Source organism: Nonomuraea sp. ZG12, from assembly GCF_052068115.1.
In the GTDB taxonomy this organism is placed as follows: Bacteria; Actinomycetota; Actinomycetes; order Streptosporangiales; family Streptosporangiaceae; genus Nonomuraea.
Map to the genome: position 1 here is coordinate 48,356 of NZ_JBQHCW010000037.1, position 16,261 is coordinate 64,616.

A 16,261-nucleotide genomic window follows, 5' to 3' on the forward strand; every position below is an offset into this window, starting at 1 on the left:
GACCCTACGAGAGCCCGGCTCGGCCGGTCAACCCAGGGCCTGCATGAACGGCAGGTACTGCCGCGACCGGTCACCGGGCAGGGCACCGCCCCGGACCATCAGCGACACCTCCCACGGGCTGCCGATCCCGTGCCCGTCCGCCCACCGCACCAGCTCGTCCTTGGCCAGATCGAGATCCAGCCGCACCTCGCCGCCCGCGTCCAGCGCCAGATCGCCGATCAGCGCCCTGGCCGTCTCCTCGTCGCGCGCCACGACGGGCCCGACGACCACGTTGTCATCGTTGCGCCAGCAGTGACCGAAACCACCTTCGGCGATGCGCACCTGCTCGCCGAAGGCGAACATGCGCCGCAGCAGCGCCGACCTGTCGGTGCCGTACACCTCGGCGTCCAGCGCCACGATCTCCCCGAGGTCCGCCTCGGTGGCGGCCCGCGTCCGGCCCGAAGGCTCGCCACGGAAGACGCCGGTGCGCTTGGCTACCCGGCCGACGGTGCGGAAACCGAGCGTCTCGTACAGCGGCCGGCCGTTCTCCGTCGCGTGCAGCGACACCACCCGGTCCCCGGCCTGCGCCAGCGCGTGCGCCATCAGGTCGCGGGCCAGGCCGCGCCTGCCGTAGCGGGAGGCGGTGAGCACCATGCTGATCACGGCGTGGCCGGCGCCGTAGCGGGTCAGCACGGTCGTCGAGGCCAGCCCGTCGCCGTCGGGCGCGTCGATGCCGTACACCTCACCGACCTCGAACAGCAGCGCCCATTTGTGCCGCTCCGGCAGCCACCCCCGGTCCTTGGCCAGCCGGCCGCAGTCGTCCAGGTCGGCGAGGGTGAGACGGCGCGGGGTCATGTGGCACATACTCCTGCATTCCTGGCTCTGCGCTCAACGCGATTATCGTGGATCATGAGCGGATGCGATGCGTGGTGGCGGTCGACGTCGGTGGCACGACCATGAAGGGCGGCCTGATCGCTCAGGACGGGACGATTCTGTACGCCGAGCGCCGGTCCACTCCCCGAGCCGAGGGGCACGCCCGGGTGATCGCCGCCATCTCGGCCTTCGTCACGGACCTGGCCCGCCCCCGCACGCTGAACGGCGGCCAGGTCCATCCCGAGGCGGTCGGCCTCGCCGTGCCCGGCCTGGTCACCCCGGACCGCGCCGTCTACTCGGCCGCCTTCGGCTGGAAGGACGTACCCGCCGAGGCCTTCACCGACGTCGCCCTCCCCATCGCCCTGGGCCACGACGTGCGCGCCGCGGGTGAGGCGGAACTGGCGTACGGGGGTGCGGCGGGGCATGTCCTGTTTCTGCCTGTCGGGACGGGGATCGCGGGCGCGCTCGTACTCGCGGGATCGCTGTACGGCGGGGCGGGCGGGTGGGCCGGGCAGATCGGGCATGTCCCGGTCCGGCCGGATGGTCTGCCGTGCCCGTGCGGACAGCGCGGGTGCCTGGCCGCGTACGCGTCGGCGTCGGCCATCGCGAGCCGTTGCGGCGAGCCCTCCGCCGCCGACGTCGCCCGCCGGGTGGCGGCGGGCGATCCCCGGGCCGTCACGGTCTGGGGCGAGGCGGTGGAGGCGCTGGCCCTGGCCCTGGCCACCTACACGCTGCTGCTGGACCCGGCGCTGATCGTCATCGGCGGCGGTCTCGCACAGGCGGGTGACCTGCTGCTCGACCCCCTGCGCGAGCGGCTCGGGGACCGGCTGGCCTTCCGCCCCGCCCCCACGGTCCGCGTCTCAGCGCTGGGCCCGGACGCGGGGCTCCTCGGAGCCGGCCTCCTGGGCTTCCGCGCCCTGGCCCGCCCCTGAGCCCCGCCGGCTCACAGCAGGGATCGCGGCAGGTCCACCTGCTGGGCTCGCAGCTCTTCGCCGAGGGCCTTGGCCTGGGGGTCCATGCGAGGGCTCGCCGCCACGCCTCTGCCGAGGAGGCCGTGGACGACGAAGTTGAGCGCGTTGAGGTTGGGCAGCTCGTAGCGGTCGACGCGGTGCGGGGCCAGGGCCGGGAGCAGGTCCTTGAGGCGTTCGGTGGTGAGGTGGCCCGCCAGCCAGGCGTACTGCTCCGGGGTGGTGGTCCACACGCCCAGGTTGGCGTTGCCGCCCTTGTCTCCCGAGCGCGCCCCGGCGATGCGCCCCAGCGGGACGCGTACGAGCCGCCCGTCCCGAGGCTCGCCGGCCCCTTCGGACTCCCCGTGAGCGGCGCGAGGCGCGGGCTCCCCGTCCAAGGCGACCTCCTCGGGGATGGGCTCCCCGGGCAGGGGGACCTCCTGAGGAACGGGCCGGCCGTCCAGGAAGACCTGCGGGTGCACCTCGGAGGCGGGCACCAGGACCGGCCAGTAGACGCCGTACGGGGAGGCCGCGCCCGGCGGGGTCAGGCTGTAGAAGCCCGGGTAGCTGGCCAGGCCCGTCTCCACCACGGCGGCGGAGAAGGCCCGCCCGGCCCGGTCCCGGTCGGCGTCCATGACGGTGATCCGGAGCAGGCCGGAGTCCGTCAGGGTCACGTCGACCTCGTCGAAGGAGTCCTTGGGGATCCTGGCCCAGATCGCCTCCTCGGCCACGCGGGCCTTGGCCTCCAGGTCCAGGCCGGTCAGCACCAGCGTCATGGTGTTGCGATGGCCGGCCAGATGGTTGACCGCGACCTTGAGGGTGCCGGGCGGGGGCTCGCCGCGCACGCCGGAGACGCGTACCCGGTCCGGCCCGTCGTCGGCCAGGCCGATGGTGTCGAAGCGGGCCACCACGTCGGGGCCCGGATAGCGCGGCGCGGCGATCTCGTACAGGAGCTGGGCCGTGACCGTGCCGATCGAGACCAGCCCGCCCGTGCCGGGGTGCTTGGTGATGACGCTGGAGCCGTCGGCGTGCAGCTCGGCGATGGGGAAGCCGCAGTGGGCCAGGTCGGGCACGTCCTGGAAGAAGGCGTAGTTGCCGCCGGTGGCCTGGCAGCCGCATTCGATGATGTGGCCGGCGACCACCGAGCCCGCCAGCGGGTCCAGGTCGCCCGGCTGCCAGCCGTACCGCCAGATGCCCGGCCCCGTCACCAGCGCCGCGTCCGTGACGCGGCCGGTGACCACCACGTCGGCCCCCGCCGACAGGGCGGCGGCGATGGGACGGCCGCCCAGGTAGGCGTTCGCGGTCAGCGGCGTGGCGTGCAGCTCCTCGCCGGTGTCGGCGTTCACCAGGTCGAGATCGCGGCCCGTGAGGTCGTCGCCGGTCACGTGGGCGACCTTGGGGGACAGGCCGAGCCTGGCGGCGAGCTCGTGGACGGCTTCGGCGCAGCCGGCCGGGTCCAGGCCGCCCGCGTTCGTCACGATCTTGATGCCGCGATCCAGGCAGGGGCCGAGGACGTCCTCAAGCTGGCGCAGGAACGTCGGGGCGTAGCCGGGGCGGCCCTTGAGCCGGTTGCCGGCCAGGATGAGCATGGTCAGCTCGGCCAGCCAGTCGCCGGTCAGCACGTCGATGGGACCGCCCTCGACCATCTCGCGGGCGGCCGACAGCCGGTCGCCGTAGAAGCCGCTGCAGTTGGCGATCTTCAGGGGGGACTCACCTGCCATCGGGGACCCAGCGGGGCGGCCGCTTGGCCATGAAGGCGGCGATGCCCTCCTGACCCTCCTCGGACGTGAAGCGTTCGGCGGACAACTCGGTCATCCGCCGCAACCCCTCCTCGAACGGGATCGCCGGGATGTCCCGGACGAGCCGCTTGGTGATGGCCAGCGCCTCCGGGCCGCCCTTGACCAGCATCCCGGTGTAGTGGGCGACCGTCGCGTCGAGCTCCTCCTGCGGCACGGCCCGCGTCAGCAGGCCGATCTCCACCGCCCTGGCGGCGTCGAACACCTCGCCGGTCATGAAGTACTCCGCCGCGGCCCTCGGCTGCAGCCTCCTCAGCACCGGCACCGAGATCATCGCGGGTGCGACGCCGAGCCGTACCTCGGTGAACGCGAACGAGGCCGTCAGCGGCGCGATGGCGAAGTCGCAGGCGGCCACCAGGCCGAGGCCGCCGGCGCGGGCGGTGCCGTTCAGTCGGCAGACGACCGGCTTCGGGCTCTCCCAGATGAGCGACAGGACCTCCGGGAACGACGCCGTCACCGGCGCGTCCCTGCGCTGCTCCTTCAGGTCCGCGCCCGAGCAGAACACCGGGCCTGTTCCGGTCAGCACGATCACCCGCGCCTGTGGCTCGGCCAGCGCCCGCTCAAGGGCGTCCGCCAGGTCGCCGAGCAGGCGCACGGACAGCGCGTTGCGGTTCGGCGGCGAGTCCAGGGTGATCGTCGCGATCCCGTCCGCGACCTCTCTGTGGACCAGGCGTGTCATGCGTCCCCCTCCTGAATGATCGCCAGCACGGCTCCGGCGTCGACCTGCCGGCCCTTCTCGACGTGCACCTCCGCGACGAAGCCGTCGGCCGGGGCGGCGATCAGGTGCTCCATCTTCATCGCTTCGAGCACCAGGACCGGCTGCCCCTTCACCACGCGCTCGCCCTGGGTCACCTCCACCCGCAGCACGCTGCCCGGCATCGGCGCGAGCAGCGAACCCGGCGTGACCTGCTCCACCGGCTCCGGCAGCCGCGGCACCGGCGTCAGCGCGACCCCGCCCGCGGCGGAGTCCACGTACACCCTGCCGTCCACCCTGCCGTCGTCGTAGCCGGACACCTCGAAGGCGTGCCGCACGCCACCCCGTTCGAGGACCACTCTGTACGGCCCGACGGCGGAGCTGTCCGGCTTGTGTGGCGCGGTGGTGGATTCTTCCTCTTTGTACGGCGCGGAGTCGTCCGCTGGGGTTGCCCGGACCGTCTCGATCACGCGGACCCCGGCGGGTGGCGGGTCGTAGACCACCTCGGCCTCCTCGAAGCGGGCCACCCGCGCCTGGGAGCGGACGTTGCGCCACCCGGCGGGCAGGCTCCCCAGGACCGGGGCGCGGTCCCGGTTGGCTGCGGCCGTCGCGAGGGCCGCCGCCAGCACGGCCAGCTCGTCGGGCGGGCCGTCGCCCGGGAACGCGTGCTGGTCGAGGAATCCGGTATGAGTGTCACCCACCTCGAAGTCCCGATTTTTCAGGATGTCGAGAAGAAGGTCGCGGTTCGTGGTGAGCCCGTGGATCCGGGCCCGCCGCAGTGCGGAGACCACCTTGCGCACCGCCTCACCGCGCCCCGCGCCGTACCCGATGATCTTTGCCAGCATCGGGTCGTAATGGGACGACACGACCGACCCGCTCTCCACCCCCGAGTCCACCCTGACCTGCCCGGACACCTCGAACCGGTGCAGCACGCCCGACTGCGGCAGGTAGGCCCGGTCCTCGGCGTACAGCCGCACCTCCACGGCGTGCCCGACCGGCCGCGGCGGCTCCGGCGGCAGGGCCGCGCCCTCGGCCACCTCCAGCTGCCACCGCACCAGGTCCACCCCGTACACCAGCTCCGTCACCGGGTGTTCGACCTGCAGGCGCGTGTTCATCTCCAGGAACGCCACCTGCTCGCCCCTGACCAGGAACTCGACCGTCCCCGCGCCCACGTAGCCGATCGCGCGGGCGGCCCGGACCGCGGCCTCCTCCAGGCGGGCCCGCATTGCCGGGGTGACGCCGGGGGAGGGGCACTCCTCCACGACCTTCTGGTGCCTGCGCTGGATGCTGCACTCCCGCTCGCCGAGCGCCCACACCGTGCCGTGCGTGTCGGCCAGGACCTGCACCTCGATGTGCCGGGCGCCCTCCAGCAGGGGCTCGACGAACACGCCGCCGTCGCCGAAGGCCGCCAGGGACTCCCGGTGCGCGGACGCCACCTGCCGCGCCAGCTCGCCCGGGGCGCGCACCACCCGCATGCCCCGGCCGCCCCCGCCGGCGACGGCCTTCACCAGCACCGGGAACTCCCATCCCGGAGCCCCGTCCGCCGGCTCACCGTCCGTCAGCTCGCCGTCGGCCGTCTCGGCCAGCGACGGGAGGGTGGGGACGCCGGCCTCGGACATCAGGCGCTTGGCCGTCAGCTTGACGCCCATCGCGGCGATGGCGGCCGGCGGCGGGCCCACCCAGGTGAGCCCCGCCTCGACCACCGCCCGCGCGAAGGCCGCGTTCTCCGACAGGAACCCGTAGCCGGGATGCACCGCGTCCGCCCCCGACGCGCGGCAGGCCGCCAGCAGCCGGTCGACGGCGAGGTAGGTGTCGGCGGGCCTGACGCCGCTCAGCCGCACCGCGTAGTCGGCCTCGGCCGTGTGCGGCGCGCCGGCGTCGGCGTCGGAGAAGACGGCCACCGTCTCGATGCCCAGCTCCCGGCAGGTGCGGAAGACCCGGCGGGCGATCTCGCCCCGGTTCGCCACCAGCAGACGTGTGATCACGGACGGAACACCCCGAATCCCGCCGCCTCCGGCACCGCGGCGCTGTTGATCGCCGACAGGCACAGGCCGAGCACCGTCCGGGTGTCGCGCGGGTCGATCACCCCGTCGTCGTAGAGCCTGCCGGACAGGAAGAACGGCAGCGACTCCGCCTCGATCTGCGCCTCCACCATCGCCCGCATCGCCGCGTCCGCCTCCTCGTCGTACACCTGCCCGCGCGCCTCGGCCGAGGCGCGGCCGACGATCGACAGCACCCCCGCGAGCTGCGCCGGGCCCATCACCGCCGACTTGGCGCTCGGCCAGCTGAACAGGAACCGGGGATCGTAGGCCCGCCCGCACATCCCGTAGTTGCCCGCCCCGTACGAGGCGCCCATCACCACCGTCAGGTGCGGCACCGTCGAGTTCGACACCGCGTTGATCATCATGGCGCCGTGCTTGATGATGCCGCCCTGCTCGTACTCCTTGCCGACCATGTAACCGGTCGTGTTCTGCAGGAAGATCAGTGGTGTGCGGGACTGGTTGGCGAGCTGGATGAACTGGGTGGCCTTCTGCGACTCCTCGCTGAACAGCACGCCGCGCGCGTTGGCCAGGATGCCCACCGGATAGCCGTGCAGCCGCGCCCATCCCGTCACCAGCGAGGCCCCGTACACCGGCTTGAACTCCTCGAACTCGCTGCCGTCCACCACCCGGGCGATCACCTCGCGCGGGTCGAAGGGGACCTTCAGGTCCTCCGGCACGATCCCCAGCAGCTCCTCCACCGGATAGACCGGATCCCTCCCGGCCTGTGGCCGGACGCCCTGCTTGCGCCAGTTGAGCGAGCGCACGATCCGCCGCCCGACGCGCAGCGCGTCGTGCTCGTCGGCCGCCAGGTAGTCGGCCAGCCCGCTCACCCTGGCGTGCATCTCGGCCCCGCCGAGCGACTCGTCGTCGGACTCCTCGCCGGTCGCCATCTTCACCAGCGGCGGCCCGCCCAGGAACACTTTCGCCCGGTCCCGCACCATCACCACGTAGTCGCTCATCCCAGGCACGTACGCGCCCCCGGCCGTGGAGTTGCCGAAGACCAGCGCGATCGTCGGGATCCCGGCGGCTGACAGCCGCGTCAGGTCGCGGAAGATCCGGCCGCCCGGGATGAAGATCTCCTTCTGCGTCGGCAGGTCGGCGCCGCCGCTCTCCACCAGGTTGACGTACGGCAGGCGGTTCGTCATGGCGATGTCCGCGGCACGCAGCGTCTTCCTGAGGGTCCACGGGTTCGAGGCGCCGCCCCTGACCGTGGGGTCGTTCGCGGTGATCACGCATTCGACGCCCTCGATCACGCCGATCCCGGTGACCACGCCGGCGCCGACGGCGAACTCGCTGCCCCACGCGGCCAGCGGCGACAGCTCCAGGAACGGCGAGTCCGGATCCACGAGCAGCTCGACGCGCTCCCGGGCGAGCAGCTTGCCCCGGCCGCGATGCCGCTCGACGTACTTCGTCCCGCCGCCGGCGACCGCCTTGGCGTGCTCGGCGTCGAGCTTGGCCAGCTTGGCCAGCATCGCCTCCCGGCGCCGCGGATGGTCGCCGTCGCTCGTGTCCAGCCTGCTGACGATCACGCGTCCTCCTCCGTACGTGACGGGAGCGTCAGGCCGATGGCTCGGGCCCAGAGCCGGGACAGGTGGTCCACGGCCGCCTCCTCGTCCGCCTGCTCGCCCAGGTCCAGCCATACGTGCGCGAAGTGCTCGACCATGCCGCCCAGCATGACCGCCGTCAGCCGGGGATCGAGCGTGGGGTCGGCCAGGCCCTGCTCCTGCAGGCGTCGCACCCCGTCGGCGCCGCGCCGTACGAAGACCTCGCGGAGCTCCAGGAGCAGCCGGCCGAACCGGTCGTCGGCGGTGGCCGCGTGCTCCAGCGTCCGCATCAGCCGGGAGTTCGCCGACCAGGCGCGCAGGTAGAGCCGGTTGGCGGCCTCGATGCGGGCGTACGGCTCGGCGGGCGCGGACGGTCCCACGACGCTCGCCGCGAACATCTCACCCATGGCCGCCCCCGCCACCTCGGCGAACAGGGACTCCTTGGAGTCGAAGTAGGTGTAGAAGGTGCCATGCGACACCCCGGCCCGCGCGCAGACGTCGTCGATCCGCACGGTGTCGTAGCCGTGCTCCTCGAACGCCTCCCTCCCCGCCCGCAGGAGCGCGGCACGCGTCCGCCTGCCCCGGGAGGTCAGCACACTGGACCTGACGATCACGTCAACTACGGTAGCCGCCTGTGGCCGTTCTGAGAAGAGAGCGAGGTGCCCGGCTCGCCAGCGGCGAACTCCGGCCCATCACGGTGAAAGGGCCGCCCTCCAGCAGATGGAGAGCGGCCCCGAATGAGAAGCGGGCGCCGGCCTGGCCGGGCAGCGGGTGTCAGCCGCAGTGGCTCCAGCCGGACTTCCAGGTCAGGTTCTCCCAGGTGCCGCCCCAGATGACGCACTTCTTGGGGGCCGACAGGCGGATCGGTCCGGCGTAGGCGCTGAACCTGCCGGGGTTGCTCGCGCTGGCTCCACCCTTGACCTGCAGGATCGCGTTCATGTGAATCTTGGTCGGATAGATCAGGCGCGACATGGTGACCACGCAGTTCTTGGCCAGACCGGGGTGGTAGAGCAGGAAGACGGTCGCCTTGTCGCCCAGAGGTTGCCTGGCGATCACCTTGTAGCCGGCGCCGCACACCACTGACGGCTGGTGCGGGTTCTGCACGATGGTGGGCGTCGGCGTCCCCGTCGGCTCGGTGCCCGGCTCGATCTGGTTCTTCTTCCTCGCCGGCCGCTTGGTCGTCTTCGTGGGCGACGGGGACGGACTCCGCGTCGGGCGGGCCGTCGGCTTCCGCGAAGGCACCGCGACCGGGTCCGGCACCTGGGCCAGGGCGTCGTTGCGGGGCCTGGTCCTGGTCTTGGTGGGCTTGGGCTGGTCCACGTCCAGGTCGGGGACGCTCGACGGATCCGGGGTCGAGGTGTCCACCGGCAGCTCGGCGGACGGGAGGATCGTGGGGGACACCTCGGAGGTGACGCCCACGGGCAGCACCTTCTGCGCGCCCGAGTTCGCCTGCACCACCACAGCGCCGGCCACGACGAGCAGCGCCGCCGCGGCGGCGCCCGAAAGAGCGAAGGTCAGCGTACGGCGCTGCTTCGACCCCGCTCCACCATCGGGCCGCCCACCAGGCTGACCCGGTCCCCGGCCTCCCGGCCCGTGCCCTCCGGGCCCCTGAGAGCCCGGCCCGTGACCACCGGACTGCTGGGATCCTGGGCCATGAACACCGGGCAGCTGCGATCCCGGGCCGTGCCCTCCGGGGCCTTGAGGGCCTCCGCCATGTCCTGCGGGGCCTTGAGGGCCTGGGCCGTGGGCTACGTGACCCTGGGGCCCTGGGCCGTGGCCTCCTGGGAACGGTCCCGCCTGCGGACCTCCCTGGGCTGCACCGGGCTGCTGGGGAGCGCCTGGGGGCATTCCGGCGCCGGACGGGTGCCCGTCGTGGGGCGGCATTCCAGGCGGCCCACCGGGCATCCCCGGCTGACCGTTCCCGCCACCCATGCCGGGTGCGCCGCCGGGCGGCATGCCGGGCGCGGATGGCATGCCAGGTGCGCTGCCGGGCGGCGTGCCGGGTCCCTGCGGTGTGCCGGGGCCGAAGGTCGACGGGGCGGCGACCACCGTGGGGCCCGCTGCGCCGGGTGCCGGAGCCTGGCCGTAGGGGCCGGTCTGCGGCGGGGCGTCAGGCTGGCCACCCGCCTGCGGCCACGGCGGGAACTGTACCTTGGAGCCGCCTTGAGACCCCGAGCCCCCAGAACCCTCCTGGCCGGCCGGCCCCGCCTGGGAGCCGGAGCCGCCGACGGGGGCGTTCGGGTTGTGCCGGCCGTACGCGGTCGCCTGGGGTGTGTAGCCCGCGGCGGGCTTGTCCTCCGCGCCGCCCTGCTGGACCGTGGGGTGGGGAGCGGCGAAGGCGTGCGGGCCGGCGGGCTGCTGGGTCGCCGGACCGGTCACCGGTTCGACGGCGGCCTTGGGTACGGGCTGCCCGGTGAGCTCGATGATGAGCTGGTCGGCCGTGGGCCGCTGCGTAGGGTCCTTGGACAGGCAGGCGGCCACCAGGTCCGCCAGCGCCCCTTCCATCCTGCCGAGCTGCGGCTCCTCGTTCAGGATCCGGTGCATCACCACGGGGATGGAGTCGGAGCCGAAGGCGGGCTTGCCGGTGGCGGCGAACACCATGGTGACGCCCCACGCGAACACGTCCGCGGCCTCGGAGATCGCCGACGTCCCGGTGAGCTGCTCGGGCGCCAGGAAGGAGGGCGTGCCCATCGCCATGCCGGTGGCGGTGGCGGTGGGGGAGTCCAGGGCGCGGGCGATGCCGAAGTCGATCACGACCGGGCCCTCGGGGCCCATGAGCACGTTGGCGGGCTTGAAGTCGCGGTGCAGGATCCCGGCCCGGTGGATGGCCGCCAGGGCGGTGGCGGTGCTGATCGCCAGGCGTTCGAGGGCGGCCCCCCGGCGCGGCCCCTCGTTGATGACGAGCTCACGCAGGGAGGGGCCGGGCACGTACTCGCTGACGATGTACGGCCGGCTGCCTTCGAGGTCGGCGTGCAGCACGGTGGCGGTGCAGAACCTGGCCACCCGCTGCGCCACGGCCACCTCGCGCAGGAATCTGGTGCGCGCGTCGGGATCGGCCACGAGGGCGTGGTGCAGGAGCTTGACCGCCACCTGCTCTCCCGAGCCGGACTTGCCGAGATAGACGATCCCCTGGCCGCCCTCGCCGAGCCGGGCGATGATGTCGTACTCGCCCAGTCGTCGCGGGTCGTCCGACGCCAACGGCTGGAACTGACTCACCCCTGCCCCCCATAACAGAAACGATCGTTGGGGCAAGACCGTACCAGCGTGACCTTTGGTACGTAGCCTCACCTGGCAGATCATTCATCTTTGACGCTGACATGTCAGCGTTTCTGTGCAGGTCGAGTCCGTATGAGGAGGTTAGGTCACGGCTTGGTGAACAGTGGGATGATCGCTGATCAGATGGCCTTTCCTGGGTTGAGAAGCCCCAGAGGGTCAAATACGGCTTTGATTCCCTTCTGCACATCTTGGGCCACTGGTCCGGATTCGAGCGCGAGCCAGCGCTGTTTGAGCAGCCCGACACCGTGCTCGCCGGTGAGCGTGCCGCCCAGCTCCAGCGCGCGGGTGAACACCTCGTCCGCGGCGGCCCACACCTCGGCCGGCGGCTCGGCCGTACCGTGGTCGAAGATGAAGACCGGGTGCAGGTTGCCGTCGCCCGCGTGCGCGACCGTGCAGATCCGCACCCCGTGCCGCGCGCCGGCGGCCTCGATGGCGGTGATCATCTCAGGCAGCACCGAGCGGGGCACGCAGACGTCCTCCACCAGGCACGCGCCGAGCCGCTCCTTGGCCTCGTAGGCCATCCGGCGCAGCCCGATCAGCTCCTCGGTCTCCTGCGGGCTGGTGGAGACGGCGACGAAGGAGGCGCCGTTGTCGAGGCAGAGGCGCTCCATCCGCTCGGCCGTGACCTGGGCGTCGGAGGCGTCGGACTGCCCGATCAGCATGGCCATCGTGCCTGCCTCCAGGCCGATGTTGCGCCAGTCGTCGATGGCCTCCAGCGTGCCACGGTCCAGCAGCTCCATCAGCGACGGCTGGCACCCGGCCGCCATGATCGCCGACACGGCCGCGCCCGCCTCGCGCAGCGAGCCGAACTCCGCGGCGAACGTCGCGGGAGGCGCCGCGGGCGCCGGGCGCAGCCGCACGGTGGCCGCGGTGATCACGCCGAGGGTGCCCTCCGAGCCGACGAACAGCCCGGTCAGGTCGTAGCCGGTGACGCCCTTCATGGTGCGCCGGCCGGTGTCGAGGATCCGGCCGTCGGCCAGCACGACCTCCAGGCCGAGCGCGGAGTCGCGGGTGACGCCGTACTTGACGCAGCGCAGCCCGCCCGCGTTCGTCGCCAGGTTTCCGCCGATCGTGGAGATCTCGTACGACGAGGGGTCCGGCGCGTACATCAGCCCGTGCTCCCGGGCGGCCCTGTCCAGGTCGGCGGTGATCACTCCCGGCTCGACCACGGCGATCTCGTCCGCCGGCGACAGCTCCCTGATCGCGGTCATCCTGGCCAGCGAGAGGATCAGCGCCCCCTCGCTCGCCGTGGCGGCGCCCGCCAGCCCGGTGCCCGCGCCGCGCGGCACCACCGGCACCCGGTGCTCGCTCGCCCAGCGCAGCGTGGTCACCACGTCGTCACGGGAGGCGGCCAGCACCACGCCGATCGGCTTGCCGGGCTCCACGAAGGTGCGGTCACGGGCATAGGAATCGGTCACGTCGGGATCGGTCAGCACACGGCCGTCGGGCAGGGACTTCACCAGGGCGTCAATGGGTCTCACATGAGAAACCTTACGGTTTGCGCGGACGGAGCCTTACGGCCAGACTGCCCAGGTGGAAGCGAAGTGTCCGGTGTGTGGGCAGGTAGACCAGGTCGTTTCGGTGCCGGGAGCGGTGGCGGCGGGCACCACGTACCGGATCGGCAGGGTCAGGCTGCCAGGGGAGCGGCAGGTGGCGGACCTGCCCACCGCGCCCGCGCTGGGCGCCTCCAAGCACCTGATGAGCCGCACCCAGCTCGCGGTCTGGCTGTCGTTCCCCAGCCGCCACTACAACCCGTGGGCCAGGAACCAGGGCTACCTGCTGCTCCTGCTCGGCGCCCTGGTGCACCTGGTGCTGGCGCTGGTGCTCGCGATGGGCAAGGACTCGGGCTGGGGCGAGGTGCTGCTCGCGCCGTTCTGCCTGACCGGGTTCCTGTGGGGGTTCGGGCTGCTGTTCGTGCTCGGCGCGCGCGGCGCGCGCAAGACCGACCACGCCGAGGGCCCGGCCAGGGAGCAGGCCCTCGCCGTCTGGGAGGGCCTCTACTACTGCCCCCGCGACAACGTCGCGTTCGAGCCGGAGGTCGGCGTCTCGTTCCATCCGAGCGAGACGCGCGAGTACATCTTCGGCTACAGAAAGCGCACCTGAGGGTACGGCTTTCGCACCCCGGCCCTGTTTCAGGCTTCCTCCGCGACCAGGCGGACGCAGACGGCCAGGCCGGTGATGGCCTGCTCCAGCTCCTCCAGGCTCGGGTAGGTGGGCGCGATCCTGATCGTGCTGTCACCCGGGTCCGTGCCGTAGGGGTGGGTGGCGCCGGCCGGGGTCAGCGCGATCCCGGCGGCCTTGGCCCTGGCCACCACCTCGGCGGCGCGCGGCACCTGCAGGCTGACGAAGTAGCCGCCCTTCGGGCTGGTCCAGGTGGCCAGGTCGCCGAGCTCCTTGGCCAGCACCCGGTCCACGGTCTCGAACTTGGGCCCGATCAGCTCGGCGTGCTTGCGCATGTGCGCGGCCACGCCCTCGGCGTCGCGCAGGAACTCCACGTGGCGGAGCTGGTTGAGCTTGTCCGGGCCGATCGTCTGCTTGCGGGCACCGGCCAGGAACCATTCGACGTTCGCCGGGGAGGAGCCGAAGAAGGCCACGCCGGAGCCCGCCAGGGTCACCTTGGAGGTGGAGCCGTAGACGAGGACGCGGTCGGGATCGCCGTGCTCGGCGCTGAGCGCCAGCAGGTCGGCCAGCTCCACGGGCGTGTCGGTGAGGTGGTGCACCGCGTAGGCGTTGTCCCAGAAGACGCGGAAGTCGGGGGCGGCGGTGGGCATGGCGGCGAGCCGGCGCACGGTCTCGTCGCTGTAGACGATGCCGGTCGGGTTGCTGTACTTGGGCACGCACCAGATGCCCTTGACGCTCGCGTCCTCGGCGACCAGGCGCTCGACCACGTCCATGTCGGGACCGTCCGCGTTCATCGGCACCGGGACCATGGTGATCCCGAACTGCTCGCAGATGGTGAAATGCCGGTCATAGCCGGGGACGGGGCAGAGGAAGGTGATCTTCGGCTCCTCGACCCAGCGGCGGGCCGCGCCCGGCATCCGGCTGAGCAGCGCGTGCACGATCGTGTCGTGCATCATCGCCAGGCTGGCGTTGCCGCCGACGACGAGCTGTGCCGCCGGGACCTGCAGCAGCGGCCCGAACAGGGCCCGCAGCTCCGGCAGCCCCTGCAGGTCGCCGTAGTTGCGCGCGTCGGCGCCGCCGGCCGTGAGGTAGGACGACGGCAGCCTCAGCATGTCGTTGGAGAGGTCCAGCTGGCGCGGTGACGGCTTGCCCCTGGTGAGGTCGAGCGAGAGTCCACGCTGGACGAGGGCGGCATAGTCACGCGAGGCGTTCACGAGGTCTTCTCCTCCGATCGGGTCGGATACGAAGGATAGAAGACGCCGCCCGCGCACCGGGCCTCAGGTCAGGAGCCGGTCCGGCGCGTTGCGCTCCACGAAGCGCTCCAGCTCGTCCAGGGGCAGGCCCGCCTCGGCCGCCACGATGAGCCGGTCCACGCCGAGACCGGCGTAGGACTGGACGATGCCGGGATCGAGGCGGCGGGCCGGGGTCACCGAGATGTGCAACGGCCGCCCGGCCGCCGCCGCGTGCTCGCGTACTGAGGCGACCTGCTCGGCGGTGGCGCGCAGGCCCAGCATCCAGCCGTACCAGCCGTCGGCCAGCGCGGCGGCCCTGCGGTGGGCGATCCGCGAGTTTCCGCCCAGCACCACCGGCACCGGCCTGGCGACCGGCCTCGGGTAGGCGTTGACGTCCCGGAAGTCGACGTGGCGGCCGTGAAAGGCGGGCCGGTCGTCCTCCCACAGGGATCGGATGGCCCGCAGGTACTCCTCCATACGCGTCCCCCGCTCGGCCGGTGGGACGCCCAGCGCGCGCAGCTCCGGCTCCAGGTAGCCGGACGCGGCGCCGAACACCAGCCTGCCGCCGCTCAGCACGTCCACGGCGGCCAGCTGCTGGGCCAGGACCAGCGGGTTGCGCTGCGGCAGCACCACGCAGCCGGTGGCCAGCAGGATCCGCTCGGTGCGCGCGGCCAGGAACGTCAGCAGCACCACCGGGTCGAGCAGGGGAATGTGCGGGTCGAGCGGTGAGGGCTCCACCCGGGGGTCCGGCAGCACCACATGGTCCGGAGCCCAGAGCGAGTCGTAGCCGAGGTCCTCGGCCAGGGCGGCGATCCGCGCGCACCCCCGAGGGCCGGCGGTGGCCGAGCCGGCCGACAGGTACAACCCGATGGTCAGCGACATGTACGCCGATGCTAGGGCGTGGCGGGACGGTCGACCAGCGACGATCTCGCATGGCAGCCATGCCGGCGACGCATGCGGGCGAACTTCCCCTGTTCGCGGGGCGATGGTTGGCGTGAAATGGGGGCATAGGGGCAGCCCGTACCTCGCAGGGAGGGAGCAGCCGTGACCAGCGTCCGCGAGACCTCGATCGAGCAGGCCAGGAGCCGCCGGACCGGGACCGTGATCGTGTCCTGGCTGACGACCACCGACCACAAGGTCATCGGTTATCTGTACCTCATCACCTCCTTCGGGTTCTTCCTCGCGGCCGGGGTCATGGCGGTGATCATCCGGGCCGAGCTGGTGCAGCCGGGGATGCAGCTGGTCGACGCGCAGCAGTACAACCAGCTGTTCACCATGCACGGCACGATCATGCTGCTGCTCTTCGCGACGCCGCTGTTCGCCGGGTTCGCCAACGTGATCATGCCGTTGCAGATCGGCGCGCCGGACGTGGCCTTCCCGAGGCTGAACGCGGTCGCGTACTGGCTGTTCCTGTTCGGCGGGCTGATCGCGGTGGCCGGGTTCTTCACGCCGGGCGGTGCGGCGGACTTCGGCTGGTTCGGCTACACGCCGCTGTCGACGGCCACCTACTCGCCCGGCGTCGGCGGCGACCTGTGGATCATGGGCCTGGCGCTGAGCGGGCTCGGCACGATCCTCGGCTCGGTCAACTTCATCACCACGATCATCGGCATGCGCGCGCCCGGCATGACCATGTTCAGGATGCCCATCTTCTGCTGGAACGTGCTGCTGACCTCGATGATGGTGCTGATGGCCTTCCCGGTGCTGGCCGCCGCGCTGCTGGCGCTGGAGTCGGACCGCAAGTTCGGCACCCACGTCTT

General features: G+C 72.4%; 13 protein-coding genes. 3 read left to right on the plus strand and 10 right to left on the minus strand.

Annotated features, from left to right (window positions below; translation table 11 throughout):
* Positions 1 to 27: 27 nt before the first annotated feature.
* Positions 28 to 834, minus strand: a complete 807-nt coding sequence (locus ACTMTF_RS45900) for a GNAT family N-acetyltransferase (RefSeq protein WP_441116387.1) — start codon at positions 832 to 834, stop codon at positions 28 to 30.
* A 62-nt stretch (positions 835 to 896) separates the two neighbouring features.
* Here ACTMTF_RS45900 and ACTMTF_RS45905 point away from each other — a divergent pair, with 62 nt between their 5' ends.
* Entirely contained in the window at positions 897 to 1,784 is an 888-nt protein-coding gene (locus tag ACTMTF_RS45905) for an ROK family protein (protein WP_441116388.1), read from the plus strand.
* Between the two features lie 11 nt (positions 1,785 to 1,795).
* Here the strand turns inward: ACTMTF_RS45905 and ACTMTF_RS45910 are convergent, their stop codons facing one another.
* The 7 genes from ACTMTF_RS45910 to ACTMTF_RS45940 all read right to left on the minus strand — a co-directional run bounded on the left by ACTMTF_RS45910 (position 1,796) and on the right by ACTMTF_RS45940 (position 12,632).
* The gene (locus tag ACTMTF_RS45910; protein ID WP_441116389.1) at positions 1,796 to 3,520 is read right to left on the minus strand and encodes an acyclic terpene utilization AtuA family protein; all 1,725 of its coding nucleotides are present in this window, start codon (positions 3,518 to 3,520) and stop codon (positions 1,796 to 1,798) included.
* A complete protein-coding gene (locus ACTMTF_RS45915; protein WP_441116390.1) occupies positions 3,510 to 4,274 on the minus strand; it encodes an enoyl-CoA hydratase-related protein in 765 nt (254 codons plus the stop codon). Before ACTMTF_RS45915 ends, ACTMTF_RS45910 begins: the two co-directional genes overlap by 11 nt.
* Entirely contained in the window at positions 4,271 to 6,274 is a 2,004-nt protein-coding gene (locus ACTMTF_RS45920) for an ATP-binding protein (protein WP_441116391.1), read from the minus strand. Before ACTMTF_RS45920 ends, ACTMTF_RS45915 begins: the two co-directional genes overlap by 4 nt.
* Positions 6,271 to 7,803: an acyl-CoA carboxylase subunit beta gene (locus tag ACTMTF_RS45925; protein ID WP_441116401.1), complete on the minus strand. Its 1,533-nt coding sequence runs from the start codon at positions 7,801 to 7,803 to the stop codon at positions 6,271 to 6,273. The genes ACTMTF_RS45920 and ACTMTF_RS45925 overlap by 4 nt, the downstream gene beginning before the upstream one ends.
* A gap of 53 nt (positions 7,804 to 7,856) precedes the next feature.
* The gene (locus ACTMTF_RS45930; RefSeq protein WP_441116392.1) at positions 7,857 to 8,489 is read right to left on the minus strand and encodes a TetR/AcrR family transcriptional regulator; all 633 of its coding nucleotides are present in this window, start codon (positions 8,487 to 8,489) and stop codon (positions 7,857 to 7,859) included.
* 160 nt (positions 8,490 to 8,649) lie between these two features.
* Complete coding sequence (locus ACTMTF_RS45935; protein WP_441116393.1) at positions 8,650 to 11,091, minus strand: protein kinase domain-containing protein; 2,442 nt, start codon at positions 11,089 to 11,091, stop codon at positions 8,650 to 8,652.
* Positions 11,092 to 11,270: 179 nt separating this feature from the next.
* Positions 11,271 to 12,632 (minus strand): FAD-binding oxidoreductase, encoded by a 1,362-nt coding sequence (locus ACTMTF_RS45940; protein ID WP_441116394.1) that lies wholly within the window; start codon positions 12,630 to 12,632, stop codon positions 11,271 to 11,273.
* 100 nt (positions 12,633 to 12,732) lie between these two features.
* On the opposite strand from ACTMTF_RS45940, the gene ACTMTF_RS45945 reads away from it, so the two are divergent.
* Positions 12,733 to 13,254, plus strand: a complete 522-nt coding sequence (locus ACTMTF_RS45945) for a hypothetical protein (RefSeq protein ID WP_441116395.1) — start codon at positions 12,733 to 12,735, stop codon at positions 13,252 to 13,254.
* A gap of 29 nt (positions 13,255 to 13,283) precedes the next feature.
* Here ACTMTF_RS45945 and ACTMTF_RS45950 read toward each other — a convergent pair whose 3' ends face one another.
* Both ACTMTF_RS45950 and ACTMTF_RS45955 read right to left on the minus strand, forming a co-directional pair.
* Entirely contained in the window at positions 13,284 to 14,486 is a 1,203-nt protein-coding gene (locus ACTMTF_RS45950) for an aminotransferase class I/II-fold pyridoxal phosphate-dependent enzyme (RefSeq protein ID WP_441116396.1), read from the minus strand.
* Between the two features lie 63 nt (positions 14,487 to 14,549).
* Positions 14,550 to 15,386 (minus strand): LLM class F420-dependent oxidoreductase, encoded by an 837-nt coding sequence (locus ACTMTF_RS45955; RefSeq protein WP_441116397.1) that lies wholly within the window; start codon positions 15,384 to 15,386, stop codon positions 14,550 to 14,552.
* Between the two features lie 162 nt (positions 15,387 to 15,548).
* On the opposite strand from ACTMTF_RS45955, the gene ACTMTF_RS45960 reads away from it, so the two are divergent.
* Positions 15,549 to 16,261: cytochrome c oxidase subunit I (locus tag ACTMTF_RS45960; protein ID WP_441116398.1), on the plus strand; the 713-nt coding region annotated here is incomplete at its 3' end.

Bases quoted from the DNA above. Each gene is read 5' to 3' on its own strand.
- ACTMTF_RS45910 (WP_441116389.1), bottom strand. From the start codon at position 3,520: ATGGCAGGTGAGTCCCCCCTGAAGATCGCCAACTGCAGCGGCTTCTAC.
- ACTMTF_RS45905 (WP_441116388.1), top strand. From the start codon at position 897: ATGCGATGCGTGGTGGCGGTCGACGTCGGTGGCACGACCATGAAGGGC.
- ACTMTF_RS45900 (WP_441116387.1), bottom strand. From the start codon at position 834: ATGACCCCGCGCCGTCTCACCCTCGCCGACCTGGACGACTGCGGCCGG.
- ACTMTF_RS45925 (WP_441116401.1), bottom strand. From the start codon at position 7,803: ATGCTGGCCAAGCTGGCCAAGCTCGACGCCGAGCACGCCAAGGCGGTC.
- ACTMTF_RS45915 (WP_441116390.1), bottom strand. From the start codon at position 4,274: ATGACACGCCTGGTCCACAGAGAGGTCGCGGACGGGATCGCGACGATC.
- ACTMTF_RS45955 (WP_441116397.1), bottom strand. From the start codon at position 15,386: ATGTCGCTGACCATCGGGTTGTACCTGTCGGCCGGCTCGGCCACCGCC.